Below are 26,566 nucleotides of genomic sequence, written 5' to 3'. Positions count from 1 at the left end.
GTTTCCTGCGCAGGAAGCGGCTGGCGGGTTTCGGACAGATTACTTCAGCACACGCCAGGTGAACGGATAACGGTAATCCCGACCTTCATTGGCCTTGATTCCCGCAATGATCGTCAGCACCATCGCACCGATACAGACCAGTGCAAACATCGGAATGCCGATGATCACCACAAACAGAAACAGGCTGATGATAGAAGCAATCGAGACCGTGATCTGGAAGTTCAGCGCCTCCTTGCCCTGAGAATCCAGGAACGAATCGGCATCTTTCTTGAGCTGCCAGATAATCAGCGGTCCCAACAGATTGCCAAACGGGAAGACCAGCCCGAAGAAAGCCGACAGATGACAGAACATGGCCCACTGGCGTATTTCACGGGCAGGTTTGGAAAACTGACTGTCACTCATATGCGGCTCCTTGTTGCTGCACGATTCAGTCGGCCAGTGCGGCACGCTGCAATTCAAACAACTCTGTCACGCCTTTCTGGGCAAGCGCCAGCATTGCATTCAACTCTTCAGGCTGGAATGGCGCGCCTTCGGCAGTACCCTGAACCTCGATGAAACCACCGGCACTGGTCATGACCACGTTGAGGTCGGTCTCGGCAGCGGAATCCTCCAGATAGTCCAGGTCGAGCACCGGCTCGCCCTGATACATGCCGACCGACACGGCAGCGATCATCTGCTTGAGCGGGTCACCGCCCTTGAGGCCGCCGCGCTTCTTGATCACTTTCAGGGCATCGGCCAGGGCAACCATGGCACCGGTGATGGAGGCAGTACGCGTACCGCCGTCGGCCTGGATCACATCGCAGTCGACATAAAGGGTCACGTCGCCCAGCTTGGACATGTCCAGGGCTGCACGCAGCGAACGACCGATCAGACGCTGGATTTCCAGCGTACGGCCACCTTGCTTGCCACGGCTGGCTTCGCGCTGGTTACGCTCACCGGTCGCACGCGGCAACATGCCGTACTCGGCGGTCAACCAGCCCTGACCCTGGCCCTTGAGAAAGCGTGGTACGCCATTTTCGACGCTGACCGTGCAGATCACCTTGGTGTCACCGAACTCCACCAGCACGGAACCTTCGGCGTGCTTTGTGTAATTGCGGGTGATGCGCACCGGACGGAGCTGATCGGCAGAGCGACCACTTGGACGTTTCATCTGGAATACCTGTACTGGGACGGAAAACTGCCGAGCATTATAGAGGTCACAACCCAGGCTGGGCACACCTAATACGTCGCAATACCGATACCGAATGGTTCAAAGGCTCTGGAACCGGGTTCTCCAGAGAGCAGCGACGAAAAAGATAACGCCTTGCATCGCTTGTCACACTCGCGGATTGGGAGCCTGCGCCGCACTGCGCTACAATCCTGCGCCTTTGCAACCTGTCGGTTATTACGACTTCCGTGACCGCAGCGCGGCCGCGCTCATGGACCGAATACAAGAGGTACTTCCTATGGTGCACAGCATGACGGCCTTTGCCCGCGTCGAACAGGCCGGCACTCAAGGCACATTGAGTTGGGAACTACGCTCGGTCAATCATCGCTACCTCGAGCCTCACCTGCGCCTGCCGGAATCCTTCCGGGATCTGGAGGGTGCGATTCGCGAGGCGCTGCGCCAGGGCCTGTCGCGTGGCAAGGTCGAGTGCACCCTGCGCTTCGTCGAGGAAACCGCCGGCAAGCCGCTGCAAGTGGATCGCGAGCGAGCCAGGCAACTGATTGCCGCCGCCGAATCCGTCGCCGGCCTGATCAAGCAGCCCGCAGCCCTGAACCCTCTGGAAGTCCTGGCCTGGCCCGGCGTGCTGGTGGCCGATGCCACCGATCCGCAGGCCTTGAACAACGCAGCCCTTGAGCTGTTCAACGAAGCCCTGACCGAACTGAAGAACGGGCGCGGCCGCGAAGGCGCGGATCTGGCCAGACTGCTCGACGAGCGCCTGACGTCCATCACTCAGGAAGTCGCCACCCTGCGCACTCTGGTGCCACAGATGCTGGCCGCCCAACGGCAGAAAATCACGGACCGCTTTGCCGACATGAAGGCCGAGCTGGACCCTCAGCGCCTGGAGCAGGAAATGGTTCTGCTGGCGCAGAAAAGCGATGTCGCGGAAGAACTCGACCGCCTGAGCACCCACGTCACGGAAGTGCGTCGCGTGCTCAAGACCGGCGGACAGGCAGGCCGTCGCCTGGACTTCCTGATGCAGGAGCTCAACCGCGAAGCCAACACACTAGGCTCCAAGGCCTTCGACCCACGCAGTACCCAAGCCGCCGTCAACCTCAAGGTTTTGATCGAGCAGATGCGTGAACAAGTGCAGAACATTGAGTAAGGCTGAACCTGACATGACCCACAGTACCGGTACCCTGTACATCGTTTCCGCTCCGTCCGGCGCAGGCAAGACCAGCCTGGTCAAGGCACTGATCGACGACTCGGAGAAAAACTCCGGGCAGCAGATCCGCGTTTCGGTTTCCCACACCACCCGCGCCATGCGCCCCGGTGAAGTCGATGGCGTGAACTACCACTTCGTCGATCGCGCAGAATTCCAGCGCATGATCGAACACGGTGACTTCCTGGAACAGGCAGAAGTGTTCGGCAACCTCTACGGGACGTCGCAAAGCCATCTTCAGCAGACCCTGGACGAAGGCCACGACCTGATTCTGGAAATCGACTGGCAGGGCGCCCAGCAGGTTCGCAAGCAGATGCCCCATGCGCGCTCGATCTTCATTCTGCCGCCTACCCAGCAGGCCTTGCGCCAACGCCTGACCAACCGCGGCCAGGACAGCGACGAGATCATCGACGCCCGCATGCGCGAAGCGGTCAGTGAAATGAGCCATTACAAGGAATACGACTCCATCGTGATCAACGATGATTTCGCCCATGCACTGGAAGACCTCAAAGCCATTTTCCGCGCCAACCGCCTCAGCCTGCAGCACCAGGAAGAGAAATACAGCCATTTATTCAATGAGTTACTGGCCTGAACCGACCTTGCGGGCACGCGCTGACGCCTGCCCGCAACACTCACCCTTTAGCGTGCCGCTTGAAGCTTGTGGCTGACCGCTTGTAAACTACCGAGTCCGCTCGCCCATCCGGGCACCGCGCATACGCATTTGCTACGAGGAATACCCATGGCCCGCGTGACTGTTGAAGACTGCCTGGAACACGTCGATAACCGCTTCGAGCTGGTCATGCTCGCTACCAAGCGTTCGCGTCAGCTCGCCACTGGCGGCAAGGAACCCAAGCTGGCTTGGGAAAACGACAAGCCTACCGTCGTTGCCCTGCGTGAAATCGCAGCTGGCCTGATGGATTATTCTGTGATCGCAGAAGCCGAAATCGTTGAAGATGAACCATTGTTCGCAGCGTTCGAGGACGAGTCCAGCGAGGCCGTCTAAGCCTATGCCGGGGCGATGTGGTTCGACGCAGTGTAAAAGCCACGCGCAGGGAGTAACGCCTTGCCGAGCATAGACGCACTCGCCGACCGCCTTTCGGCCTATCTTGGCAAGGACCAGGTCAATCTGGTCCGCCGAGCGTATTACTACGCCGAACAAGCCCACGACGGCCAGCGCCGTCGCAGTGGCGAAGCCTATGTAACGCACCCGCTTGCGGTCGCAAGCATTCTCGCCGACATGCACATGGACCATCAGAGCCTGATGGCCGCGATGCTGCATGACGTGATCGAAGACACCGGTATCGCCAAGGAAGCACTCAGCCTGCAGTTTGGCGAAACCGTGGCCGAACTCGTCGACGGGGTCAGCAAGCTGACCCAGATGAACTTCGAGACCAAGGCCGAAGCCCAGGCTGAAAACTTCCAGAAAATGGCCATGGCCATGGCCCGCGACATTCGCGTGATCCTGGTCAAGCTCGCCGATCGCCTGCACAACATGCGCACGCTGGAAGTCCTGTCCGGCGAGAAGCGCCGCCGCATCGCCAAGGAAACCCTCGAAATCTACGCTCCCATCGCCAACCGGCTGGGCATGCACAGCGTTCGCATCGAATTCGAGGACCTGGGCTTCAAGGCCATGTACCCGATGCGCTCTTCGCGCATCCATCAGGCGGTCAAGCGCGCCCGAGGCAATCGCAAGGAACTGGTCAACAAGATCGAAGAGTCCCTGAGCCACTGTCTGGCCGTGGACGGAATCGAAGGCGAAGTCAGCGGACGGCAGAAACACCTCTATGGCATCTACAAGAAGATGCGCGGCAAGCGTCGCGCCTTCAACGAGATCATGGATGTCTATGCCTTCCGCATCATCGTCGACAAGGTAGACACCTGCTATCGCGTTCTGGGTGCCGTACACAATCTGTACAAACCGCTGCCCGGGCGCTTCAAGGATTACATCGCAATCCCCAAGGCCAACGGCTATCAGTCGTTGCACACCACGCTGTTCGGCATGCATGGCGTGCCCATCGAAATCCAGATCCGCACCCGCGAAATGGAAGAGATGGCCAACAACGGGATTGCCGCACACTGGTTGTACAAATCCACCGACGACGAGCAGCCAAAGGGCACCCACGCCCGCGCCCGTCAGTGGGTCAAGGGTGTGCTGGAGATGCAGCAACGTGCTGGCAACTCCCTGGAATTCATCGAAAGCGTGAAGATCGACCTGTTCCCGGACGAGGTCTACGTCTTCACGCCAAAAGGCCGGATCATGGAGCTGCCCAAAGGCTCCACGGCGGTGGACTTCGCCTATGCGGTCCACACCGATGTCGGCAACAGTTGCATCGCCTGCCGGATCAACCGCCGGCTGGCTCCGCTTTCCGAACCGTTGCAAAGCGGCTCGACCGTCGAAATCGTCAGCGCGCCGGGCGCACGCCCGAATCCGGCCTGGCTGAACTTCGTGGTGACCGGCAAGGCCCGTACCCATATTCGTCACGCCCTGAAACTGCAACGTCGCTCCGAGTCCATCAGCCTGGGCGAACGCCTGCTGAACAAGGTACTCAACGGTTTCGAGAGCACGCTGGACAAGATCGCCCCCGAGCGCATCCAGCTGGCGCTGAACGAATATCGCGTTGAAGTCCTGGAAGACCTGCTCGAAGACATCGGCCTGGGCAATCGCATGGCCTATGTGGTTGCCCGCCGCCTGCTGGGCGAAGGCGAACAGTTGCCAAGCCCCGAAGGTCCGCTGGCGATTCGCGGCACCGAAGGTCTGGTGCTCAGTTACGCCAAGTGCTGCACACCCATCCCGGGCGACCCGATTGTCGGCCACCTGTCCGCAGGCAAGGGCATGGTCGTGCACCTGGACAACTGCCGCAATATCAGCGAAATCCGCCACAACCCGGAAAAATGCATCCAGTTGTCCTGGGCCAAGGATGTCACTGGCGAATTCAATGTCGAGCTGCGCGTCGAGCTGGAGCACCAGCGCGGTCTGATTGCCCTGCTGGCCAGCAGCGTCAACGCCGCCGACGGCAACATCGAAAAGATCAGCATGGACGAGCGCGATGGTCGTATCAGCGTGGTCCAACTGGTCGTCAGCGTTCACGACCGCGTGCATCTGGCCCGCGTGATCAAGAAACTGCGCGCCCTGGCAGGAGTGACACGCATCACCCGCATGCGCGCCTAGCCACCCCATCATCAGGAGTTCTTCATGACCAAGACTGTCATCACCAGCGACAAGGCACCTGCAGCCATCGGCCCTTACTCCCAGGCAATCAAGGCTGGCAATACCGTCTACATGTCCGGGCAAATCCCTCTGGACCCCAAGAGCATGGAACTGGTCGAAGGCATCGAAGCCCAGATCGTTCAGGTCTTCGAGAACCTCAAGTCTGTCGCTGAAGCAGCCGGTGGCTCCTTCAAGGACATCGTCAAGCTGAACATCTTCCTGACCGACCTGGGCAACTTCGCCAAGGTCAACGAGATCATGGGCAAATATTTCGAGCAGCCTTATCCAGCCCGCGCTGCCATTGGCGTTGCCGCACTGCCTCGTGGCGCCCAGGTAGAAATGGACGCGATTCTCGTCATCGAATAAATCATCCCGGCGGAGCGCCAGCCGCTCCGCTCCCTGCAAAGGAAGGACTCCGCTATGCGCTCCGCGCTCGCCATTTCACTGCTGGCCGCCCTCCTGACGGGCTGCGCCAGCCATGCCGACCGCAACCCCGACGGCACCTGGATCAACCAGAGCGCCATCGATGCTGCCGTAAAAGGCGGCAACCTGCGCGAAGCCCTGCTTGCCAACGGTCCGAACCTGGAATGGCAGGTCAACACCAAGGCTGGCCAAGCCATCTACTCCAACGGCTTCGAACTGGGCGAAGGCAAGATCTCCAGCGCTGCCGACGGCAAGCTGAACGTCAATTTCTACGGCAGCTTCTCTGAAAACCTGAGCATCAAGGGCGACCATCTTGTTCAGGCCGCCAGCGAATCCGGCCCGGAACAGCATTTCGAGAAGCCGAAAAATCCGGCTCCGGAAGGCGCGCCATCGGGCAGCAGCTTTGAAAGAGCGCTCTATGGCGCCTACATGGGCGGCAAATGGACCATCGTCAGCGGCGACGGCCAGGGCAGCGTCGTGCAGTTCATGCCGGACGGCAGCGTGCAGGGCCTTCCTGAAAACGATCGTTACGCCCTGTGTCTGGCGGGCGATTGTGCAGCCATGAGCGGCGAATACGACAGCATGTGGCTGGAAAAGAACGAACAGGGCAGCCCGTGGATATTTGCCCGCAAAGGCAAGCAACTGGAAATCTTCCAGGCCCTCAACGCGGCGGGTGCAGGCGAGATGCCTCAACTGCGTCCGGGCGAGCGTCGCTGGCTGCTTGAACAGCAGTGATGCATTCCTGAAGACGGGCCCGATCATTGAAATGACCGGGCCCGTCTCGTATTACCCGAGCAACGCCGCATACCCCGCACGATAATCCGCATACGTCGGCGCCCAACCCAGCGCCCGCGCTCTGGCATTGCTGCATCGCTTGCTGCCCACACGCTGCACGCTGACATCTTCGGACCACTCGGTCACACCCAGATATTCGCGGATCCAGGCCACTACATCGCCAAGCGCCGCCGGATCGTCATCGACGCCCAGATAGCAATCCTCAAGCGCCACGCCCCGCGCATCGGCCTGAAGCAGAAAAGCCAGCAATCCCGCGGCATCGTCGGCATGAATGCGGTTGGCATAGACCGGCGGATCGATCCGTACGCTATGGCCCTGGCGCACCCGATTGGAGAGGTCGTTACGGCCTGGACCGTAAATCCCCGTCAGACGCACGACCGTGGCGGGCCAGCCGCTGCCGAGAGCCAACCGTTCGGCCTCCAGCATTACCGTGCCGGTATAGCCTGACGGCTCGGTTGCCGAGGTTTCATCGACCCATTCGCCGTTCTGCTGCCCGTAGACACCGCTGCTGGAAACAAAAAACACTCGCCTGGGTTGCTGGCCATGCTGCTTCATCCAGCTCAAGACATGCGACAAACCCTCGACATAGGCGCGCCGATAACCGTCTTCGTCCCTTTGCGTAGGTGTGGCGCAATACACCAGATAATCGATGGCCTCTGTCGGCCAGTCCTGTGGCTCCTGCTCGTCGAACAGATCGCCTTGCAACGGGATCACGCCTTCAGGCAACTGAGATGTATCACGTCGCAAGCCATGGACCCGCCATTGGAGGGGCAGCAATCGGGTAGCAAGACGAGAGCCTACATCGCCACAGCCAGCGATCAGAAGAGATGGAGCTGACACTTGATACCTCCACATAACGACGGATTAATCCGAAAAATAATCAGGAATAAGGGAACCTGATGTTATTTATTGAAAAAAAGATACATTATTACTTCTGCTAACAAGAACGATTTGCAATAATACCCGTCCATTTGTCCCCGCACTTTCGTCGAGCTTCCGGAACGACGTCCCGGGACAACCATTATTTCCATTTCAGGTCAGGCCAGCATGACACGTATTCAATCACCCGCTTCGCCAACCAAGCTACCTCGCCTGCCACGTGCATGGCGTGGTGTGGCTGCCCTTGTGTGGAGCCTGATGCTCGCACCGGTCGCTCTCGCTGACCAATCGGCTCCGGCCACTCCGGCACCACAAGCGGCTGCCGCTGCTCCAACCGCCGCACCTGCTGCCCAGCCTGAAGCCGTTACGCCTGTCGATACCCTGGAGCCTGTGGCTGAAGAAGGCGGCCTGGGCATGGCTCACGACCTGTCGCCATGGGGCATGTACCAGAACGCCGATGTCGTCGTCAAAGCAGTGATGATCGGTCTGGTCATCGCCTCGATCATCACCTGGACCATCTGGATCGCCAAGGGCTTCGAGCTGCTGGGTGCCAAGCGTCGTCTGCGGGTTGAAATCGCCGGTCTGAAAAAGGCCCGTTCACTGAGCGACGCCAGCCAGAGCGCCAACAAGGAGGGCACGCTGGCTCACTTGCTGGTCCATGACGCCCTGGAAGAAATGCGTCTGTCGACCAACAGCCGCGAGCGCGAAGGCATCAAGGAACGTGTCAGCTTCCGCCTGGAGCGTCTGGTCGCTGCCTGCGGTCGCAACATGAGCAACGGCACCGGCATGCTCGCCACCATCGGTTCGACCGCTCCCTTCGTCGGTCTGTTCGGTACCGTGTGGGGCATCATGAACAGCTTCATCGGCATCGCCAAGACCCAGACCACCAACCTGGCCGTGGTTGCACCCGGCATCGCCGAAGCCCTGCTGGCTACCGCGCTGGGTCTGGTTGCCGCCATTCCTGCGGTCGTGATCTACAACGTCTTCGCCCGCTCCATCGCCGGCTACAAGGCTCAGGTTTCCGACGCATCCGCCCAGGTTCTGCTGCTGGTCAGCCGCGATCTGGACCACCTGCCGGAAACCGACCGCAACCAACAGCAACCGCACATGGTAAAGGTGGGCTAAGACGTGGGCCTGCATCTTAACGAAGGCGGCGACGATCTCGCCGAGAACCATGAAATCAACGTGACGCCGTTCATCGACGTCATGCTGGTGCTGCTGATCATCTTCATGGTCGCGGCACCTCTGGCGACCGTGGACATCAAGGTCGATCTGCCAGCGTCCACCGCGACACCGCAGCCAAGGCCCGAAAAGCCGATCTTCCTCAGCGTCAAGACCGACAAGAGCCTGTACCTGGGCGAAGAGAAGGTCGCTCGCGAGCAGATCGGCCAGGTACTGGATGCCAGGACCAAGGGCAAGAAAGACACCACCATCTTCTTCCAGGCCGACAAGGGCGTGGATTACGGCGATCTGATGGACGTCATGAACACCTTGCGCGGTGCCGGCTACCTGAAAGTCGGTTTGGTTGGCCTTGAGACGGTTGGTAAAAAATGATCAGTACGCGCCAAACACTGACGCGCTATAGCGGTAGTCTGTTGTTGGTGCTGGCTGTGCATGCCATCGCGGTGATCGTCGCACTCCGCTGGCCGGCATCGCAGGCCATCGAGCTGCCACCGGCCGCCATGATGGTCGAGCTGGCACCGCTGCCCGAACCCGCACCGCCACCACCGCCTCAGGTCGTTCAGCCGCCGCAACCGCCAGCACCGGAAGAAGAAGTCCCGCTGCCGGATCTGGTCGAGGCGCCAAAGCCGGAAATCGCGGTTCCCAAGAAAGTGGAAAAGCCCAAGCCAAAACCGCAGCCGCCAAAGCCGCAGAAGAAGCCTGAGCCTCCACAGGAGAAGCCCGCTGCCGAAAAACCGGTGGACACCCCACCCACCACGGCACCGCCCGAGAAATCGGCTGCGCCACCGGCACCGCCCAGCCCGCCGTCTCCACCCAGCACGGCATTGCCAAGCTGGCAGAGCGACCTGCTGAGGCACTTGAGCAAGTACAAGAAGTATCCCGAAGATGCCCGCCGTCGCGGCATGCAAGGGGTAGCCCGTCTGCGCTTCGTGGTCGATGCGGAAGGTAATGTCCTGTCCTATTCGATTGCCAGCACTTCAGGCAGTCCGGCACTGGACCGAGCCACCATGGAGATGATCCGTCGTGCTCAACCCTTGCCCAAACCGCCGGCGGAAACCCTGAACAACGGCACGATCGAGATCCTGGCACCTTTCGTTTATTCCCTGGATAAACGCTGAATAACACTTTTGTTACTCATGAGTGCTTCTGATAACGTGCGTCTATCGATTGCACCCGCTATGCTGGGGCCGCAACTTCATGGACGCACGTTATGACCCTTACAGAATTGCGCTATATCGTTACGCTTGCTCAAGAGCAGCACTTCGGCCACGCCGCCGAACGCTGCCACGTCAGCCAGCCCACACTCTCGGTGGGCGTGAAAAAGCTCGAAGATGAACTGGGTGTGCTGATTTTCGAGCGCAGCAAGAGTGCTGTGCGTCTGACGCCTGTCGGTGAGGGCATCGTTGCCCAGGCCCAGAAGGTGCTGGAGCAGGCACAAGGCATCCGCGAGCTGGCCCAGGCAGGCAAGAACCAGCTGACGGCACCGCTGAAAGTCGGTGCCATCTACACCGTCGGCCCGTATCTGTTCCCGCATCTGATTCCACAACTGCACCGGGTTGCCCCGCAGATGCCGTTGTACATCGAAGAGAACTTCACTCACGTGCTGCGCGACAAGCTGCGCAACGGCGAGCTGGACGCGGTCATCATCGCCTTGCCCTTCAACGAAGCCGATGTGCTGACCCTGCCACTCTACGACGAGCCTTTCTCCGTTCTGATGCCGGCCAACCATCCATGGACCCAGAAAGAGTCCATCGATCCATCGGCACTCAACGACAAGAGCCTGTTGCTGCTCGGCGAAGGCCACTGCTTCCGCGATCAGGTTCTGGAAGCCTGCCCGACGCTGAACAAAGGCGGAGAAGGTGCCCGGCACACGACCGTGGAATCCAGCTCGCTGGAAACCATTCGCCATATGGTCGCCTCGGGACTGGGTATCTCGATCCTGCCGCTGTCGGCCGTGGACAGCCATCACTACGCACCTGGCGTCATCGAAGTTCGCCCGCTGACGGCTCCCGTACCTTTCCGTACGGTCGCCATCGCATGGCGCGCCAGTTTCCCAAGGCCCAAGGCAATCGAGATTCTTGCTGACTCCGTACGCCTGTGTTCAGTGGCTCGTCCCAAAACAGAAGCAAGCTAGGCAGAGAAAATGAGCGAGCTTTCCAAAGTCTCGGTCACGGCGCTCAAGGGCGTCGGCGAGGCCATGGCCGAAAAGCTGGCAAAGGTAGGCCTGGAAAACCTGCAGGATGTGCTGTTTCACCTGCCGCTGCGCTATCAGGACCGGACCCGCGTCGTCCCTATCGGCGCGCTGCGCCCCGGCCAGGATGCGGTGATCGAAGGCGTGGTCAGCGGTGCCGATGTGGTCATGGGCAAGCGGCGCAGCCTGTTGGTGCGGCTGGGTGACGGAACAGGCGTGGTCAGCCTGCGCTTCTACCACTTCAGCAACGCCCAGAAAGAAAGCATGAAGCGCGGGACTCATCTGCGCTGCTTTGGCGAAGCCAGACCCGGCGCTTCGGGCCTGGAAATCTACCATCCCGAATACCGGGCGCTGACCGGCGACGAACCCGCGCCTGTCGAGCAGACCCTTACCCCGATCTATCCGACCACCGAAGGCCTGACCCAGCAACGCCTGCGTCAGCTCTGCCAGCAAAGCCTGGCGATGCTCGGCCCCAGAAGCCTGCCGGACTGGCTGCCCGAAGAGCTGGCCCGTGACTACAAACTGGCTCCGCTGGACGATGCGATTCGCTATCTGCACCATCCACCCGCCGATGCCGACATCGAAGAGCTCGCTCTGGGGCACCACTGGGCACAACACCGCCTGGCTTTTGAAGAGTTGCTGACCCATCAGCTTTCCCAGCAACGACTGCGTGAAAGCCTGCGCGCGCAGCATGCACCGGCCTTGCCCCTGGCCAAGAAACTGCCCAGAGAGTTTCTGGCCAATCTGGGCTTTCCACCCACCGGTGCGCAGCAGCGGGTCGGCAAGGAAGTGGCCTACGACCTCAGCCAGCCGGAGCCCATGCTGCGCCTGATCCAGGGCGATGTGGGTGCGGGCAAGACCGTGGTTGCCGCCCTGGCAGCCCTGCAGGCCCTGGAAGCGGGTTATCAGGTCGCCTTGATGGCTCCCACCGAAATCCTCGCCGAACAGCACTACATCAACTTCCAGCGCTGGCTTGAGCCTCTGGGCGTCGGGGTAGCCTGGCTGGCGGGCAAGCTCAAGGGCAAGGCCCGGGTCACGTCACTGGAACAGATTGCCAGCGGCACACCCATGGTGGTGGGCACTCACGCGCTGTTCCAGGACGAAGTGCAGTTCAAGAACCTGGCACTGGTCATCATCGATGAACAGCACCGCTTCGGTGTTCAGCAACGTCTGGCCCTGCGCAAGAAAGGCGTGGACGGCATGATGTGCCCGCACCAGTTGATCATGACCGCAACCCCCATTCCGCGAACCCTGGCCATGAGCGCCTACGCCGATCTGGATACCTCGATCCTTGATGAGCTGCCGCCGGGGCGCACACCGGTCAACACTGTGCTGGTGGCTGACAGCCGTCGCATCGAAGTCATCGAGCGGGTGCGCGCAGCCTGTGCAGAAGGTCGTCAGGCCTATTGGGTCTGCACCCTGATCGAAGAATCCGAGGAACTGACCTGCAAGGCTGCCGAGACGTCGTTCGAGGAACTGAGCAGTGCGCTGGGCGAGCTGCGGGTCGGGCTGATCCACGGGCGCATGAAGCCTGCGGAAAAGGCCGCCATCATGGCCGAGTTCAAACAGGGTGCCCTGCAACTGCTGGTGGCGACGACAGTCATCGAGGTCGGCGTCGATGTGCCCAATGCCAGCCTGATGATCATCGAAAACCCCGAACGCCTGGGGCTGGCCCAACTGCACCAGTTGCGTGGGCGGGTCGGACGCGGCAGCGCCGTCAGTCATTGCGTGCTGCTCTACCATCCGCCACTTTCACAAATCGGTCGGCAACGTCTGGGCATCATGCGTGAAACCAATGACGGGTTTGTCATCGCCGAAAAGGACCTGGAACTGCGTGGTCCGGGTGAAATGCTGGGAACCCGACAAACGGGCCTCCTGCAATTCAAGGTCGCTGACCTGATGCGTGATGCCGATTTGCTACCAGCCGTGCGAGATGCGGCCCACGCGCTTTTGGAGCGTTGGCCGCAACATGTCAGCCCCTTGCTCGAACGCTGGTTGAGGCACGGTCAACAATACGGTCAGGTGTGACACAGGCAACGCTTTGGGAAGCGCATGCGGCCCAAAACAAATAAGGTGGTTATACTGCCGTCATTGTAGGAAAACGGACAAAGACCATGACAGAAGTTGCCCACGTCGATGACTCTCACCAAGCCCCGTCGGTAATCCGGCAGCTGCTTGAAAAAATGGCTATCGGCTATAACGAAGTCTTGGACGATGCGAGCCTGCCGGCATCGCGCAAAGTCCAGGCCGTGTTGGTCGAAGACGCTGTTGGCGCACTCCTGATCCTGTTTCCGCAAAACCAGTTGCTGGACCTCAGCCGGATCACCGAGTTGACTGGTCGCCAGTTGGCGGCAGTCCCCCATGATCGCCTCCTGCGCATGCTCGCCAAGCACGGTCTGCATGCCCTGCCGGGCTTGCCGGCCCTGACCAGCTCTCCTTGTCTGTATGACGATCGTCTCCTGCAGGAGCCCGCATTACTGATTGGCTCCGGCGAGCCGGGCGTTCTGCTGGAAATCAACAGCGAAGACTTCAAGGGCATGCTGAGCAAGGCCAGTGCAGCGCATTTTGGCGAACTGCTGAGCGGCATCCATCCCAACCTCGATCGCCCCGATGACGACCGCGAGGAAATCACCCAGGCCATGCATGCCTTCACGGCACGACGCATCCAGCAGCGTCTGGAAGCGACCCTGGAAATCCCGCCACTGGCCGGTACTGCACAGAAGATCATCAAGTTGCGTGTCGACCCCGACGCCACCATCGATGACATTACCGGCGTGGTTGAAACCGATCCGGCGCTGGCCGCCCAGGTCGTGAGCTGGGCGGCTTCGCCTTACTACGCCTCGACAGGCAAGATTCGCTCGGTCGAAGACGCAATCGTTCGTGTACTGGGCTTCGATCTGGTCATCAACCTGGCACTGGGCCTGGCACTGGGCAAGACCTTGAGCCTGCCCAAGGATCATCCACAGCAGACAACGCCTTACTGGCAGCAGTCGATCTACACCGCCGCCGTCATCGAAGGCCTGACCCGCGCCATTCCGCGCCCCAAGCGCCCAGAAGGCGGCCTGACCTATCTGGCCGGCCTGCTGCACAACTTCGGCTACCTGCTGCTGGCCCATGTGTTCCCGCCGCATTTCTCGCTGATCTGCCGTCAACTGGAGGTCAACCCGCATCTGCATCACAGCTACGTCGAGCACCATTTGCTGGGCATCAGCCGCGAGCAGATCGGCGCCTGGCTGATGCGTTACTGGGACATGCCGGACGAACTGTCCACTGCACTGCGCTTCCAGCATGACCCGCACTACGCGGGCAAGCATTGCGAATACGCCAACCTGATCTTCCTGGCGGTACGCCTGCTGCGTGCCAACGGCGTCGGCTCGGGTCCTCAGCAGGAAATCCCGGACGAACTCTTCGAGCGCCTGGGCCTGACCCGTGAAAAGGCCAACGAATCTGTCAGAAAGGTTCTGGAAGCCGAAGTCATGTTGCGTGAGCTGGCGTCTCAGTTCGCCCAGTAATCGGCTTTTTCGCGAATGAATTCGCTCCCACACCCCATCTGTGAGAACGAATTTATTCGCGAATCCCCTTCATCATTGAAAGGTAAGTGAAAGCTTCTGCAATTAGGATCAGCTCACCACCGGCAAAAGACCGGCCAGCCAGAAAACCTGCCAAGCGCAGTTTCCGGCCCAATTAACAAAAATAAATGGTGATTGTGATGCTTGTTCCTACCCCGATTCATACCCTCCTTGCGCCTCCCCTCCACGTATTGCCTCTGCTGAGCTGATTCGTTCGTCCATCGTTCTGTAGCCGTATTACGCCTGGAGTATTTCTATGCTGACTTTCCTTGGCTTCGCCATGGTTATTGCGTTCATGTACCTGATCATGAGCAAACGCATGACCGCGCTTATTGCCCTGATCATCGTTCCGATCATTTTTGCCCTGTTCGGCGGCTTCGGCCCGCAGATCGGCCCCATGATGCTGGCTGGCATCACCAAGCTGGCACCTACCGGCGTCATGCTGATGTTCGCGATTCTCTACTTCGCCCTGATGATCGACTCGGGCCTGTTCGACCCGGCCGTGCGCAAGATCCTGAAAATGGTGAAAGGCGACCCGATGCGCATTTCGGTCGGCACTGCCGTACTGGCGCTGGTGGTTTCCCTGGACGGTGACGGAGCGACCACTTACATGATCTGCGTCGCCGCCATGCTGCCGCTCTACAGCCGTGTCGGCATGAGCCCGCGCATCATGGCAGGCCTGATCATTCTGGCCGGCGGCGTGATGAACATGACCCCATGGGGCGGCCCGACCGCTCGCGCAGCCAGCGCCTTGCATGTCGATGCTTCGGATATTTTCGTACCGATGATCCCTGCCATGCTGGCCGGTGTGGTCGCGATCCTGGTGATTGCCTACTTCTACGGCAAGCGTGAGCGTGCCCGTCTGGGTGAGCTGCACCTGCAAGGCGATGAAATCGATCACAGCGAAATCAGCGTTTCACAGTTCCCCGATGCCCGTCGTCCGAAGATGATCTGGTTCAACGGTGCCCTGACTCTGGCGCTGATGGTTGCCCTGATGATGAGCCTACTGCCTCTGCCAGTACTGTTCATGATCGCGTTCAGTATCGCGATGATCATCAACTACCCGAAACTCCAGGACCAGAAAGACCGTGTTGCGGCGCACGCCGGTAGCGTTCTGTCGGTGGTCGGCCTGATCTTCGCCGCCGGTATCTTCACCGGCATCCTGACCGGCACCGGCATGGTCGACGCCATGTCCAAAAGCCTGCTGGCTGTGATCCCTGAAGCCATGGGACCTTATCTGGCGGTCATCACTGCGCTGGCGAGCATGCCGTTCACCTTCTTCATGTCCAACGATGCGTTCTACTTCGGCGTATTGCCGGTACTCTCGGAAGCGGCAGCACATTACGGCATCACGCCGGTGGAAATGGCTCGTGCCTCGATTGTCGGCCAGCCGGTTCACCTGCTCAGCCCGCTGGTTCCATCGACCTATCTGCTGGTGGCACTGGCCGGTATCGACTTCGGCGATCACCAGCGTTTCACTCTGAAATGGGCGATCCTGGTCTGTATCTGCATCCTGATCGCGGCTCTGATGATGGGTATTTTCCCACTGGTCAGCAGCGTTTAAAGAGCGATTCGCCTCGCGGCCAGCCTGATCGCTGGCCGCGAGACACCAGCCATATGATTTGCAAAAACCTTATCTCGATTGACCAGTGCCTGTGCAATGCGGGCTCGACTGCAAATGTCGTAAAGCGTCAGCTCATTACCCACTGCAACGTCAATCCATGGCCATGAACGGGTTATCCCCATGGGGCTTCAAGCAGGCCGCGCCCCTGCTTCATGGCTGTCATTTCTGTCAGTAGCCGGGACCTTGGCCCTATTGCACTCTGTATGCGATGGGCGACCACACGTTCTGTTTATTGTCATCCAGCGACCAGTGTGATTGCGTCCATATCAACCTAACAAGGAGATACCTCGAAATGGACACTTCCAATGCTCGCTCCGCTGGCAGTCTGGACCCGTCGTTTGGCACCGACGGCATTTTTACTTTTTCCAACGACGTTTACGGCTCCTTCTCCATCGCCGGGATCGTATCTGGCCCCGACGGGGGCACCATCGTTGCCGGTCGAGGGCAAGGCGATGTCTACGCCATTGCCCGGCTGACGGAGAACGGTCAACCCGTTCCGCAGTTCGGCCGGGACGGCATGGTCACCGGTCAATTCAAACCCGGTAAAACGGCAGCCGCCGGAGTGCCGGCTTATACCCGGGACGGCAAGATTCTGATCTCTGGCTTTTACAAGGAAGAACCACTGGCAGAGCATAAACCCGCGCTTGCACGCCATCTCGTTACCGGCGAAATCGATACCGGATTCGGTGAAAACGGCGTCGTTTTTTTCGATTTCCCGCCTCCGAAATCTCCCGACCCCGAGAAGACTCAGCCCGCGGGCGGACCACCCGATACTGCCTATGAACTCTTCAGCTTCAAAATCACGCCCTTGCCGGATGGAAAGATCGTCTTCTCTGGAGTCACTCAGGCGAACAGAAACGATGGGGCCACCAAATTCAGCGTGCTCGGTCGCATGAATGCTGACGGTTCGCTGGACAATACTTTCGCGGACAAGGGCTACCTGTATCCGAAGCCCCCGCAAAATATCGTAGATCAGCATCTGGTTCTTGAGGACGGAAGCATCCTGCTGGCCGGTCAGATGGAAAACACCCCGGAACATACAGGATACGTTGCCCGTTATCTGTCAAATGGCGAGCTTGATCGGACGTTCGGTTCCGCAGGATATCGGCTCATAGACGGGCTGGAAGGCGGGCACATCACGGCAATCGCACTTCATGGAACAAATGGCCTTATCGTGGGTGCCAACAAACGTAACTTCAGCGGCCTTAGCCCATGGAGCGCCGTACTACGGGGTTTGACGACCGATGGCGCTTGGGACACAGGTTTCAACGGCGGTAACGCCGTAGAGGTAAAACTGGGCACCAGTGGTCACAAGTTGCTCCTCAAGGATCTTGTCTCCGACGGCGACGGCATTGTGCTGCTGGGTGATATGGGCAATATCGCATTAGCCCGCTATCGTCTGGATGGCACTCCGGACGCGTCTTATGGAAATTCGGGCTGGTGGGAATATTCCGGCAGGGAAAGCAACAGTCTGCTCAGGCAGCCCGATGGGAAAATCGTCGCCACCGCAATGGGCAACAGCGGCGAGAAAATTGTCGCTCGCTATATGGGAAGCTGATATTCCCTGAAACGGCAGAACCCGTCAGAGCGCATGCCCGTTGCTCCGACGGGTTCTCATTGATTTATGACAGTTTTATTTCAATGAATCAGTACCTGTGCGATGCTGGCGACAAGGCCAAAGGCCGACTACAAGCTTTAGTAGAGCGTCATAAAAATTTTCCGCTCGCTACACGCTGCACCTTCAATCCTTCGCCCTGAATGGGGCTGATCCCAGGGGGCTCTCAGTATGCTGACCCTGCTCGATTTGTTATCCGCCGTGGCCCTGTTGATCTGGGGCACGCATATCGTGCGCACCGGAATTCTTCGCGTATATGGTGCCCAGTTGCGCCGCGTCCTCAGCGAGAACATGTCCAAACGACCGCTCGCGTTTATCGCAGGCATTCTGGTGACTGCCATGGTCCAGAGCAGCAACGCCACCGCCATGCTGGTGACGTCGTTCGTGGGCCAGGGTTTGATGAGCCTGACACCGGCACTGGCAATCATGCTGGGAGCCGATGTGGGGACGGCACTGATGTCGCGGGTACTGACCCTCGATCTGTCCTGGCTTTCACCGCTGCTGATTTTCCTGGGCGTGATTTTCTTCCTGTCGCGCAAGCAGACACGCGCCGGCCAGTTGGGTCGGGTCGCCATAGGCCTGGGCCTGATCGTGCTCGCGCTGGAACTGATCGTCAGTGCAACTGCGCCCATCACCCAGGCCTCCGGGGTAAAGGTGCTGTTCGCCTCACTGACCGGCGACCTGATGCTCGATGCACTGGTCGGCGCTCTGTTCGCGCTGATTTCCTATTCCAGTCTGGCGGCGGTATTGCTGACCGCCACACTGGCAGGGGCCGATGTCATCGGCTTGCCGGTCGCGATCGGTCTGGTGATCGGCGCCAATATCGGTAGCGGCCTGCTGGCCTTTCTCAGTACCAGCATGCAGAACGTTGCCGGTCGGCAAGTGGCGCTGGGCAGCCTGCTTTACAAGCTGCTGGGGCTGTTGCTGATCATTCCGGTGCTCGACCCGCTGGTGCACTGGCTTTCTTCCCTGGGCTTCAGATCTCAGGAACTGGTCATCGGCTTTCATCTGATCTACAACACCGCGCGCTGCCTGCTGATGCTGCCCACCGTCGGCCCGATGGCACGCCTGTGCGCCGCCTTGCTGCCTTATCAGGCCGAAACCAACGGCCCGGCCAAAGCACGGCATCTGGATCTCGCAGCCTTGTCGACACCCAGTCTGGCGCTGGCCAATGCCGTGCGTGAAACCCTGCGCATGGGCGACCTGATCGAAAGCATGCTGGGCTCGATGCTTGCGGTACTGAAGGGCACGCAAACGGCTGTCACTCAGGAAGTCCGCCGCCTGAACGATGACGTGGAAGCGCTCTACAGCGCGATCAAGCTGTATCTGGCGCAGATGCCCCGTGAAGAACTGGGCGAACACGACAACCGTCGCTGGGCGGAAATCATCGAGCTGACCATCAACCTGGAGCTGGCCAGCGACCTGATCGAACGCATGCTGCGCAAGATCCAGCAGCAGAAGACCTCCCAGCGCCGCACGTTCTCGGAAGTCGGTCTGGAAGAACTGGCCGATCTGCATGTCCAGCTACAGTCCAACCTGCGCCTCGGCCTGTCGGTCTTTCTCAGTTCGGACGAAGAAAGCGCCCGCCAGTTACTCAGGGAAAAGCGCCGTTTCAGGGCGTTGGAGCGGCGTCTGGCCCATGCCCATGTCAGCCGCCTGCAACGCAAGGTCGTGCAGAGCATCGAAACCAGTTCGCTGCACCTTGAGCTCATCGCTGACATGAAACGCCTCAACTCGCTATTCTGCAGCAGCGCTTATGCCGTGCTGGGAACAGCCGATACCGGAGCCTTGTCGAGCGAGAGTATTCAAGAGCAATCGGTGTGAACGTACCAGGCAGCGCGAAGTCTGTTAAACATACCGGCCCGCAAGGAAAGCTGCTTTATGCGTTGCCTGCTGTTCGCTTGTCTGCTTCTGAGTTCTCTCCCTTCGCTGGCCCTTGATCGTCTTCAGGTCGAGGGCTATCTGTTACCCAACGGCCTGCAAGTCCTGCTCAAACCGGGCTACGAAAAAGGTCATGTGGCGATTCGGCTGGTGGTCGGCATAGGCTTCGATGACTTCGCCTGTCAGGACAAGGAACTGCCGCACCTGCTGGAACATTTGTTGTTCAGCGGCACCGACGACAGCGGCGAAGGCGGCCTCGAAGAGCGCATGCAAGCCCTGGGTGGCGAATGGAATGCGTTCACCAGCAACACCGACACCACCTTCGTGATCGAGGCTCCAGCCAGCAATCAGCGCAAGGTTCTGGATCTGCTGCTGGAGGTTCTGACCAACACCGAACTGCTGCAAAGCCGCTTCGATGAGGTCAAACGCATCGTCGAGCGCGAAGACGGCGGCCACTTTTCCCACCTGCAGCGCCTGCTCGATCGTCGTGAGTCCAACAGTGGCGCAAGCAGCCAGTTGGCGATGGAGCTGGGTCTCAAATGTGCCGAGCGCCCTCAGGTGGACGACATTACCCTCGAGCAGGTCGAGGATGTCTTCGCAAGCTGGTACGCCCCCAACAATATGACGTTGATCGTGGTGGGCGACCTCGACCGGTTGCTGCCCAGCTATCTGGAACGCACCTACGGGCAACTCAATCCCACCGATCCTATCGAGCATCCACCGCTGGCAGAAAGCAATGGCACGGCCCAGGCCTCGAGCACCCTGATCCGTGGTTTGCTGGGCGAGGGCGCACGCCTGCACCTGACCTTCACCGAACCGCAGCTCGAGAAGCAGCACGACGAGACATGGGAGCTGGTCGAGGCTTATCTGGACTGGGCGCTCTACACGGAACTACGCCTCAAGCATGGCCTGTCCTATGGGCCGTCGGCGGATCGTGAAGTGTTCGGGGAGGTCGGCTTCATGAGCCTCAATGCCGATCTTGAACGCGGTGACATCAATGAGGCCGAGCAAAGCATCCGCAATCTGCTCAAGCGACTGAACAAGGAAGGCATGCAACCGGCCACCTTCGCCCGTCTGCAACAGGCCGCCATCGCCCGACAGGCCTGGGCAGTGCAAGGCAACAGTGCGCTGGCCGACTATTACTGGAGCGCACTCAATGACTATGAAAACGGGCGCTTTGCCGACCCGGTCAAACGCATCAGGGCCGTAAGCCTGGACACCGCCAATCACGCCATGCGCCAGTTACTGGCCAAGCCCGGTTACTGGCGGGTCGAAAAATCATTGCTGAGCTATGACGACTTGTATGGGCTGGCTGCGCTGGTTGTCGGGCTGATCGGGTTGCTGGTGTTCTGGCGAGTGCGCAGACGTGCGCGCAAATGATCGCTGTCAGAGCGGTATTTACACAGATCTTGGCATTGATATGCTGCCGGGGTTTTAACGCCGATGAAAGTGAAGTGCCAAAATGCCTGACTGGAACGCCTACGTAACTCGCACCCTGAGCTTGATAAGACGCTACCCGGGGGTCATTGCGGCAGGTGGTTTCATCTCCGGGATCGCCAGTTTCATTCTGGTGGACCGTCAGGCCGGACTGGCGACCTGGATCGCGGTTGTCATGCTGATCAGCTGGCTGTGGCTGATGATCGAAAACAGCGTGGTGCAACTGTTAAGCAAGAAGTTCGGTCGGGAAATCCCCCAGGGTCTGCTGCGTTACGGTACGCAGTTGATCCATCAGGAAAGCCTGTTTTTCGTATTGCCGTTCTTCATCATCACCACGACCTGGAACAGCGGGCAACTGGTGTTCACGGCCTTGCTGGGCGCAGCGGGGCTGATCTCGATCATCGATCCGCTGTACTACAAATGGCTGGCACCACGGCGCTGGCTGTTCATGGCCCTGCACACATTGACGCTGTTCGCGGCACTGCTCACGGCACTGCCCATCATTCTCAACCTGACCACTTCGCAGAGTTACAAACTGGCGCTGGGTATCGCCATGCTGCTGTCGTTCCCCAGTCTGGCCTCAAGCTTTCCGATCAATACCTGGCGGCGCGGCGTGGCGGTCATCGTTGTGACGCTGGCGGTGGGCAGCGCTGGCTGGTTGCTGCGCTCCTGGGTGCCGCCTGCGACCTTGTGGCTGACCGAGGTCGCCGTCAGCACCGACTTCGACAACAAGAACCGCACACCGGGCGAGAGCATCAGGCAGATAAGCGCCACACAGCTGCGCCGCGACGGCTTGTACGCCTATACCGCCATCAACGCCCCGCGTGGTCTGGAAGAGCGTATCTACCATGTCTGGCGACGGAACGGCGAAGAAGTGGACCGCATCGCGCTGGATATCCATGGCGGACGCAAGGAAGGCTATCGCGCCTGGACCCACAAGCAGAACTTCCCCAAGGACGTGGTCGGGCGCTGGCAGATCAGGGTGCTCACAGAAGACGGGCAAATGATCGGCGTGCTGCGCTTTGAAGTCACCGATACCGATCAACCGGCAGTCACACGACCAACAGGCAGGCTGATCAAGCTCAAACCGGGCGGCGATGATGAAGAGCCTGCAGCACAACCGGCTCCAGAGCAAAAGAGCGAACCGCAACCTGAGAAACCCGCATCAGAGCCGGCACCCGAAGCACCGGCTGAGCAATGACGAATCAGGTCGCGGTAGCGCCGAAGAACCAGTAGCAGACCAGAATGGCAGCAACGACACCCGAGAACTCGGCCAGCAGGGCGCAGCCCACCGCATGCCGAACCCTCTGGATGCCCACCGCGCCGAAATACACCGCCAGCACGTAGAAGGTGGTTTCGGTGCTGCCCTGAATCGTGGCGGCAGCCAGCGCGGCAAAGCTGTCCACACCCTGGGTCTGCATGGTTTCGATCAACAGCGCCCGTGCCGCACTGCCGGAGAAAGGTTTGACCATGGCGGTCGGCAGCGCATCGACGAAGCGTGTGTCCCAACCCAGCCATTCCACCAGATGGCGGATACCTTCCAGACCGAAATCCAGCGCACCGGAAGCCCGCAATACGCCTACCGCACACAGCATAGCCACCAGATAGGGCAACAGGTTCTTCGCAACGTCGAACCCTTCCTTGGCACCGTCGACAAAGGCCTCATAGACCTGCACCTTGCGCAGCGCACCAATGATCATGAACAGCATGATCAGGCCGAACAGGGTCAGATTACCGAGGATGGAAGACAGACCGGCCAGGGCCGCCGCCGACAGCGTGCCCAGAAAAGCCATGAAGCCACCGAGCAGCAGCGCGCCCGGAATCAGATAGGCCAGCACCACCGGGTCCCACAGGCGCAGACGCTGCATGAACGCCACCGACAGCAGTCCCACGATGGTCGATACGCTGGTGGCCAGCAGAATAGGCAGGAATACCAGCGTCGGGTCCGGTGCGCCTTGCTGGGCGCGATACATGAAGATCGTCACTGGCAGCAATGTCAGGGACGAAGCATTGAGCACCAGAAACAGGATCTGCGCGTTACTGGCGGCGGTCTGGCTGGGATTCAGTTCCTGCAGCGAGCGCATCGCCTTGAGGCCGATGGGCGTGGCGGCGTTATCCAGGCCCAGGGCGTTGGCAGCGAAGTTGAGGGTAATCAGGCCCAGTGCGGGATGGCCCGGCGGCACTTCCGGCATCAGGCGCAGAAACAGCGGCCCCAGCACCTTGGCCAGCCAGTCGACAATCCCGGCCTTTTCGGCAATCCGCAGAAAGCCCAGCCAGAGCGTGAGCGTGCCGAACAGCAGCACCATCACTTCGACCGAAAGCTTGGCCATCGCAAAGATGCTCTCGACCATCGCGGCAAAAATACCGGCGTTGCCCCCAATCAGCCATTGCCCCATGGCAGACACGCACGCAACGACAAAAAAACCAAGCCACAAGCCATTGAGCATCGGATACGTCCTTCACAAGATGCGGGGATGATAACGGCGGGGCGAGCCTGAGGGAAATCCGTAGCGCCAGATACGACAAACCCCGGAAAGTCCGGGGTTTGTCGGTGCAACCGATCAGCGATCAGTCAGCAAGCGGAGTAGCGGCAGGAACCGGGTCCTTGCTGCGCCAGTGCGGCAGGGAGTTCCAGTAGCGCTGGCCCTTGGCTTCGTCGTACATGCCTTCCCAACGCGCGATAACCAATACCGCCAGGGCGTTACCGATCACGTTCAGGGCAGTACGCGCCATGTCCATGATGCGGTCGACACCGGCGATGAACGCCAGACCTTCCAGCGGAATACCGGCGCTGCCCAGAGTGGCCAGCAGTACCACGAAGGAAACGCCCGGAACGCCGGCGATGCCCTTGGAGGTGACCATCAGGGTCAGCACCAGCATCATCTGCGCGCCGACCGACAGATCGATACCGTACAGTTGGGCAATGAAGATGGCCGCGATGCTCTGGTACAGAGTCGAGCCGTCGAGGTTGAACGAGTAGCCGGTCGGTACCACGAAGCTGCAGATGGCTTTCGGCGCGCCGTAGGCTTCCATCTTCTGGATCACACGCGGCAGGACCGTTTCGGAACTGGCGGTGGAGTAGGCCAGGATCAGCTCGTCCTTGAAGATGCGGATCAGCTTCATGATCGAGAAGCCGAACATGCGAGCGATCAGACCCAGTACCACGAAAGCGAAGAAGGCGATGGCCACGTAAACCAGGATCACCAGCTTGGCTAGCGGCAGCAGGGACGCGAAACCGAAGTTGGCGACTGTCACCGAGATCAGAGCGAATACGCCGATCGGGGCGTAGTTCATGATCATGTGGGTGACTTTGAACATGGTTTCCGAGACGCCCTGGAACATTTTCACCAGCGGATCACGTACTTCGGCCTGCAGGCTGGAAAGACCCAGACCGAACAGCACCGAGAAGAAGATGATCGGCAGCATTTCGCCACGCGCCATGGCGGCGAAAATGTTGGAAGGGATCAGGTTGAGGATCGTCGCGATGAAGGCGTGATCGTGCTGAACCTCGGCAGTGGTCTGCTGGTACTTCGAGATATCGACCGTGCCCAGAGTGCTCATGTCGATGCCCGCACCCGGCTGGAACACGTTGGCCAGAACCAGACCGACCAGAATCGCGATGGTGGTGACGACTTCGAAGTAAATGATGGTCTTGAGACCGATGCGACCCAGCTTCTTCGCGTCGCCCACACCGGCGATACCGACGATCAGCGAGGCAATCACGATCGGGATCACGATCATTTTGATAAGACGAATGAAGATATCGCCTGCTGGTTGCAGGATATTACTGATCCACCAGGCCTTCTCGGCACTGAAGTGGTTGAGCAACGCACCGAGGGCAATCCCCAGTACCAGTCCAATCAGAATCTGCCAGGCCAGACTCAGCTTTGCCTTCTTCATTCAATTACCCTTGTTTTTAGTGGCTGAACATATCCAGAACCGACATGCTGAAACTGTTTTTTCCAGAGACAGTGTCGAAACCGGAAACGCCCAGAAAAGGTCCCTGCAAACGAGCAATAGCGCTCTATAGCAGGTGAAAAAAGGCGCAACTATTCCCATGGCACTCTGGTACGTCTAATGCCATAAACGACTACCTCATGCCAAATCGGCATACGAAAACGAGAATTCGTATCTAATAACGACACAAATGAGTTGTCCGTATTGCCCCCACAAGTGGCTAGAACGTCGCTTCCAGCATGGCAAGGGGATGGTTCGGGAACGGCATGACGCAATGGAATGCCCGGAGCAATTCCATCGCAATTTATTGGATCGACGGTCGTCGCAGTGCAGTGAAAGAGGCCGTATCGGCAGGGGAAAACCCAGCCAGAGGCTGGCTGGGTCGATGGTTCTCGGTCATACATTCAGCAACATATTTGACCGATAGAATGAGCGCGCAGGCACTTGCACACTCGATTGGATAGCTCGATACCGTTTTCTGAAGCGTGCTCTTACAGCTTGGCTTTTACCGCTGCCAATCCCTCCTTGTCATCGATGGTCTTCACGCCATCGAGCCACTTGTCCAGAACCGCCGGGTTGGCCTTGATCCAGGCTTTGGCAGCCTCGGCATTGCTGACTTTTTTATTCGCCACCTCGGCCATGATGCTGTTTTCCATTTCCAGGGTGAAACTCAGGTTGGTCAGCAGTTTGCCCACATTCGGGCAGGCCTCTGCGTAGCCCTTGCGGGTCAGGGTGTAGACCGAACCGGTTTCACCGAAGTATTTCTCGCCGCCCTTGAGATAGCGCATGCCCTTGATCTGCACGTTCATCGGGTGCGGCGTCCAGCCCAGGAAGACGACAAAGGCTTTCCTCCTGACGTTGCGGTTCACTTCGGCCAGCATGGCCTGTTCGCTGGACTCCACCAGTTTCCAGTCGCCCAGCCCGAATTCGTCTTTCTTGATGATTTCCTGTAGCGACAGGTTGGCCGGCGCGCCGGAGCCGATGCCGTAGATTTTCTTGCTGAACTTGTCGGCGAATTTGTTCAGGTCGGCAAAATCATGCACGCCGGCATCCCAGACATAGTCGGGTACGGCCAGGGTGAATTCAGTACCTTGCAGGTTCTTGGCCAACTGGGTCACGTCGCCGGTGGCCACGAACTTGTCGTAGAAACCCTGTTGCGCCGGCATCCAGTTACCCAGAAACACATCCAGCTGACCGTCCTTGAGGCCACCGAAGGCAATCGGCACCGCCAGGGTATCGACCTTGGCCTTGTAACCCAGGCCATCAAGCAGCAACCCGGTAATGGCGTTGGTGGCAGCAATGTCACTCCAGCCAGGATCGGCCATTCTTACCGTGCTGCAACTCTGGTCAGCGGCATGCACCGCCAGGCTGCAGAACGTCATGACACCGACTGCCAGTGCTGTGGATAACTTATTCATGGATATGACCCTTTTGGTTTT

The 26,566-nt window shown here is 59.5% G+C and carries 23 protein-coding genes; 17 read left to right on the top strand and 6 right to left on the bottom strand.

Annotated features, from left to right (window positions below):
- Window positions 1-39: 39 nt before the first annotated feature.
- Together JSY17_RS11995 and rph are read right to left on the bottom strand one after the other, a co-directional pair.
- Complete coding sequence (locus tag JSY17_RS11995) at window positions 40-402, bottom strand: DUF4870 domain-containing protein (protein WP_117180534.1); 363 nt, start codon at window positions 400-402, stop codon at window positions 40-42.
- 25 nt (window positions 403-427) lie between these two features.
- Entirely contained in the window at window positions 428-1,150 is a 723-nt protein-coding gene (gene rph, locus JSY17_RS11990; RefSeq protein WP_117163834.1) for a ribonuclease PH, read from the bottom strand.
- Window positions 1,151-1,445: 295 nt separating this feature from the next.
- On the opposite strand from rph, the gene JSY17_RS11985 reads away from it, so the two are divergent.
- The 6 genes from JSY17_RS11985 (at window position 1,446) to JSY17_RS11960 (ending at window position 6,732) form a co-directional block, all read left to right on the top strand.
- Window positions 1,446-2,309 (top strand): YicC/YloC family endoribonuclease, encoded by an 864-nt coding sequence (locus tag JSY17_RS11985; RefSeq protein ID WP_117180535.1) that lies wholly within the window; start codon window positions 1,446-1,448, stop codon window positions 2,307-2,309.
- Window positions 2,310-2,322: 13 nt separating this feature from the next.
- The gene (gene gmk, locus JSY17_RS11980; protein ID WP_206401800.1) at window positions 2,323-2,958 is read left to right on the top strand and encodes a guanylate kinase; all 636 of its coding nucleotides are present in this window, start codon (window positions 2,323-2,325) and stop codon (window positions 2,956-2,958) included.
- Window positions 2,959-3,105: 147 nt separating this feature from the next.
- On the top strand, window positions 3,106-3,369 hold the full coding sequence (gene rpoZ, locus JSY17_RS11975; RefSeq protein ID WP_117163837.1) for a DNA-directed RNA polymerase subunit omega: 264 nt from the start codon (window positions 3,106-3,108) through the stop codon (window positions 3,367-3,369).
- Between the two features lie 60 nt (window positions 3,370-3,429).
- Complete coding sequence (gene spoT / locus JSY17_RS11970) at window positions 3,430-5,535, top strand: bifunctional GTP diphosphokinase/guanosine-3',5'-bis pyrophosphate 3'-pyrophosphohydrolase (RefSeq protein WP_117180536.1); 2,106 nt, start codon at window positions 3,430-3,432, stop codon at window positions 5,533-5,535.
- A 24-nt stretch (window positions 5,536-5,559) separates the two neighbouring features.
- The gene (locus tag JSY17_RS11965; protein WP_025257877.1) at window positions 5,560-5,940 is read left to right on the top strand and encodes a RidA family protein; all 381 of its coding nucleotides are present in this window, start codon (window positions 5,560-5,562) and stop codon (window positions 5,938-5,940) included.
- 54 nt (window positions 5,941-5,994) lie between these two features.
- On the top strand, window positions 5,995-6,732 hold the full coding sequence (locus JSY17_RS11960; RefSeq protein WP_117180537.1) for a hypothetical protein: 738 nt from the start codon (window positions 5,995-5,997) through the stop codon (window positions 6,730-6,732).
- Window positions 6,733-6,783: 51 nt separating this feature from the next.
- Here the strand turns inward: JSY17_RS11960 and JSY17_RS11955 are convergent, their stop codons facing one another.
- Window positions 6,784-7,632: an SDR family oxidoreductase gene (locus tag JSY17_RS11955; RefSeq protein ID WP_117180538.1), complete on the bottom strand. Its 849-nt coding sequence runs from the start codon at window positions 7,630-7,632 to the stop codon at window positions 6,784-6,786.
- A 207-nt stretch (window positions 7,633-7,839) separates the two neighbouring features.
- Between JSY17_RS11955 and exbB the strand changes: the two genes are divergently transcribed.
- The 11 genes from exbB to JSY17_RS11900 all read left to right on the top strand — a co-directional run bounded on the left by exbB (window position 7,840) and on the right by JSY17_RS11900 (window position 22,371).
- Window positions 7,840-8,796, top strand: coding sequence for a tonB-system energizer ExbB (exbB, locus tag JSY17_RS11950; RefSeq protein WP_206401799.1), 957 nt, complete (start codon window positions 7,840-7,842; stop codon window positions 8,794-8,796).
- A 3-nt stretch (window positions 8,797-8,799) separates the two neighbouring features.
- A complete protein-coding gene (exbD, locus tag JSY17_RS11945; RefSeq protein WP_005613239.1) occupies window positions 8,800-9,225 on the top strand; it encodes a TonB system transport protein ExbD in 426 nt (141 codons plus the stop codon).
- A complete protein-coding gene (locus JSY17_RS11940) occupies window positions 9,222-9,971 on the top strand; it encodes an energy transducer TonB (RefSeq protein ID WP_117163842.1) in 750 nt (249 codons plus the stop codon). The genes exbD and JSY17_RS11940 overlap by 4 nt, the downstream gene beginning before the upstream one ends.
- 92 nt (window positions 9,972-10,063) lie before the next feature.
- Complete coding sequence (locus JSY17_RS11935) at window positions 10,064-10,987, top strand: hydrogen peroxide-inducible genes activator (protein ID WP_117180540.1); 924 nt, start codon at window positions 10,064-10,066, stop codon at window positions 10,985-10,987.
- 9 nt (window positions 10,988-10,996) lie between these two features.
- Window positions 10,997-13,072 (top strand): ATP-dependent DNA helicase RecG, encoded by a 2,076-nt coding sequence (recG, locus tag JSY17_RS11930; protein ID WP_206401798.1) that lies wholly within the window; start codon window positions 10,997-10,999, stop codon window positions 13,070-13,072.
- 86 nt (window positions 13,073-13,158) lie between these two features.
- Window positions 13,159-14,556: an aminoacyl-tRNA deacylase and HDOD domain-containing protein gene (locus tag JSY17_RS11925; RefSeq protein WP_117180542.1), complete on the top strand. Its 1,398-nt coding sequence runs from the start codon at window positions 13,159-13,161 to the stop codon at window positions 14,554-14,556.
- Window positions 14,557-14,869: 313 nt separating this feature from the next.
- Window positions 14,870-16,177 carry a CitMHS family transporter gene (locus JSY17_RS11920; RefSeq protein WP_117163846.1) on the top strand — a complete coding sequence of 436 codons (1,308 nt, stop codon included), beginning with the start codon at window positions 14,870-14,872 and terminating at the stop codon, window positions 16,175-16,177.
- A gap of 352 nt (window positions 16,178-16,529) precedes the next feature.
- Window positions 16,530-17,795: an NHL repeat-containing protein gene (locus tag JSY17_RS11915; protein ID WP_206401797.1), complete on the top strand. Its 1,266-nt coding sequence runs from the start codon at window positions 16,530-16,532 to the stop codon at window positions 17,793-17,795.
- 228 nt (window positions 17,796-18,023) lie between these two features.
- Entirely contained in the window at window positions 18,024-19,676 is a 1,653-nt protein-coding gene (locus JSY17_RS11910; protein ID WP_117180544.1) for a Na/Pi cotransporter family protein, read from the top strand.
- A gap of 57 nt (window positions 19,677-19,733) precedes the next feature.
- Window positions 19,734-21,113: a M16 family metallopeptidase gene (locus JSY17_RS11905; RefSeq protein ID WP_201012600.1), complete on the top strand. Its 1,380-nt coding sequence runs from the start codon at window positions 19,734-19,736 to the stop codon at window positions 21,111-21,113.
- Window positions 21,114-21,195: 82 nt separating this feature from the next.
- Window positions 21,196-22,371: a DUF5924 family protein gene (locus JSY17_RS11900; RefSeq protein WP_206401796.1), complete on the top strand. Its 1,176-nt coding sequence runs from the start codon at window positions 21,196-21,198 to the stop codon at window positions 22,369-22,371.
- Between the two features lie 4 nt (window positions 22,372-22,375).
- On the opposite strand, the gene JSY17_RS11895 is transcribed toward JSY17_RS11900, so the two are convergent.
- The 3 genes from JSY17_RS11895 to JSY17_RS11885 form a co-directional block, all read right to left on the bottom strand.
- Window positions 22,376-23,617, bottom strand: a complete 1,242-nt coding sequence (locus tag JSY17_RS11895) for a nucleoside recognition domain-containing protein (RefSeq protein ID WP_206401795.1) — start codon at window positions 23,615-23,617, stop codon at window positions 22,376-22,378.
- 121 nt (window positions 23,618-23,738) lie between these two features.
- On the bottom strand, window positions 23,739-25,070 hold the full coding sequence (gene gltP / locus JSY17_RS11890) for a glutamate/aspartate:proton symporter GltP (protein WP_025257864.1): 1,332 nt from the start codon (window positions 25,068-25,070) through the stop codon (window positions 23,739-23,741).
- 548 nt (window positions 25,071-25,618) lie between these two features.
- Window positions 25,619-26,545 (bottom strand): choline ABC transporter substrate-binding protein, encoded by a 927-nt coding sequence (locus JSY17_RS11885; protein WP_206401794.1) that lies wholly within the window; start codon window positions 26,543-26,545, stop codon window positions 25,619-25,621.
- Window positions 26,546-26,566 lie beyond the last annotated feature (21 nt).

The sequence above is a fragment of the Pseudomonas capsici genome (genome assembly GCF_017165765.1).
GTDB lineage: Bacteria > Pseudomonadota > Gammaproteobacteria > Pseudomonadales > Pseudomonadaceae > Aquipseudomonas > Aquipseudomonas capsici.
The sequence above is the reverse complement of the archived record's forward strand: the minus strand, read 5'-3'. Positions and strand labels throughout refer to the sequence as shown.

What these genes read in the sequence shown, in the direction of transcription:
- JSY17_RS11995 (WP_117180534.1), bottom strand. Translation starts at nt 402, where the DNA reads ATGAGTGACAGTCAGTTTTCCAAACCTGCCCGTGAAATACGCCAGTGG.
- rph (WP_117163834.1), bottom strand. Translation starts at nt 1,150, where the DNA reads ATGAAACGTCCAAGTGGTCGCTCTGCCGATCAGCTCCGTCCGGTGCGC.
- JSY17_RS11985 (WP_117180535.1), top strand. Translation starts at nt 1,446, where the DNA reads ATGGTGCACAGCATGACGGCCTTTGCCCGCGTCGAACAGGCCGGCACT.
- gmk (WP_206401800.1), top strand. Translation starts at nt 2,323, where the DNA reads ATGACCCACAGTACCGGTACCCTGTACATCGTTTCCGCTCCGTCCGGC.
- rpoZ (WP_117163837.1), top strand. Translation starts at nt 3,106, where the DNA reads ATGGCCCGCGTGACTGTTGAAGACTGCCTGGAACACGTCGATAACCGC.
- JSY17_RS11965 (WP_025257877.1), top strand. Translation starts at nt 5,560, where the DNA reads ATGACCAAGACTGTCATCACCAGCGACAAGGCACCTGCAGCCATCGGC.
- JSY17_RS11960 (WP_117180537.1), top strand. Translation starts at nt 5,995, where the DNA reads ATGCGCTCCGCGCTCGCCATTTCACTGCTGGCCGCCCTCCTGACGGGC.
- exbB (WP_206401799.1), top strand. Translation starts at nt 7,840, where the DNA reads ATGACACGTATTCAATCACCCGCTTCGCCAACCAAGCTACCTCGCCTG.
- JSY17_RS11940 (WP_117163842.1), top strand. Translation starts at nt 9,222, where the DNA reads ATGATCAGTACGCGCCAAACACTGACGCGCTATAGCGGTAGTCTGTTG.
- JSY17_RS11935 (WP_117180540.1), top strand. Translation starts at nt 10,064, where the DNA reads ATGACCCTTACAGAATTGCGCTATATCGTTACGCTTGCTCAAGAGCAG.
- recG (WP_206401798.1), top strand. Translation starts at nt 10,997, where the DNA reads ATGAGCGAGCTTTCCAAAGTCTCGGTCACGGCGCTCAAGGGCGTCGGC.
- JSY17_RS11925 (WP_117180542.1), top strand. Translation starts at nt 13,159, where the DNA reads ATGACAGAAGTTGCCCACGTCGATGACTCTCACCAAGCCCCGTCGGTA.
- JSY17_RS11920 (WP_117163846.1), top strand. Translation starts at nt 14,870, where the DNA reads ATGCTGACTTTCCTTGGCTTCGCCATGGTTATTGCGTTCATGTACCTG.
- JSY17_RS11915 (WP_206401797.1), top strand. Translation starts at nt 16,530, where the DNA reads ATGGACACTTCCAATGCTCGCTCCGCTGGCAGTCTGGACCCGTCGTTT.
- JSY17_RS11910 (WP_117180544.1), top strand. Translation starts at nt 18,024, where the DNA reads ATGCTGACCCTGCTCGATTTGTTATCCGCCGTGGCCCTGTTGATCTGG.
- JSY17_RS11905 (WP_201012600.1), top strand. Translation starts at nt 19,734, where the DNA reads ATGCGTTGCCTGCTGTTCGCTTGTCTGCTTCTGAGTTCTCTCCCTTCG.
- JSY17_RS11900 (WP_206401796.1), top strand. Translation starts at nt 21,196, where the DNA reads ATGCCTGACTGGAACGCCTACGTAACTCGCACCCTGAGCTTGATAAGA.
- JSY17_RS11895 (WP_206401795.1), bottom strand. Translation starts at nt 23,617, where the DNA reads ATGCTCAATGGCTTGTGGCTTGGTTTTTTTGTCGTTGCGTGCGTGTCT.
- gltP (WP_025257864.1), bottom strand. Translation starts at nt 25,070, where the DNA reads ATGAAGAAGGCAAAGCTGAGTCTGGCCTGGCAGATTCTGATTGGACTG.
- JSY17_RS11885 (WP_206401794.1), bottom strand. Translation starts at nt 26,545, where the DNA reads ATGAATAAGTTATCCACAGCACTGGCAGTCGGTGTCATGACGTTCTGC.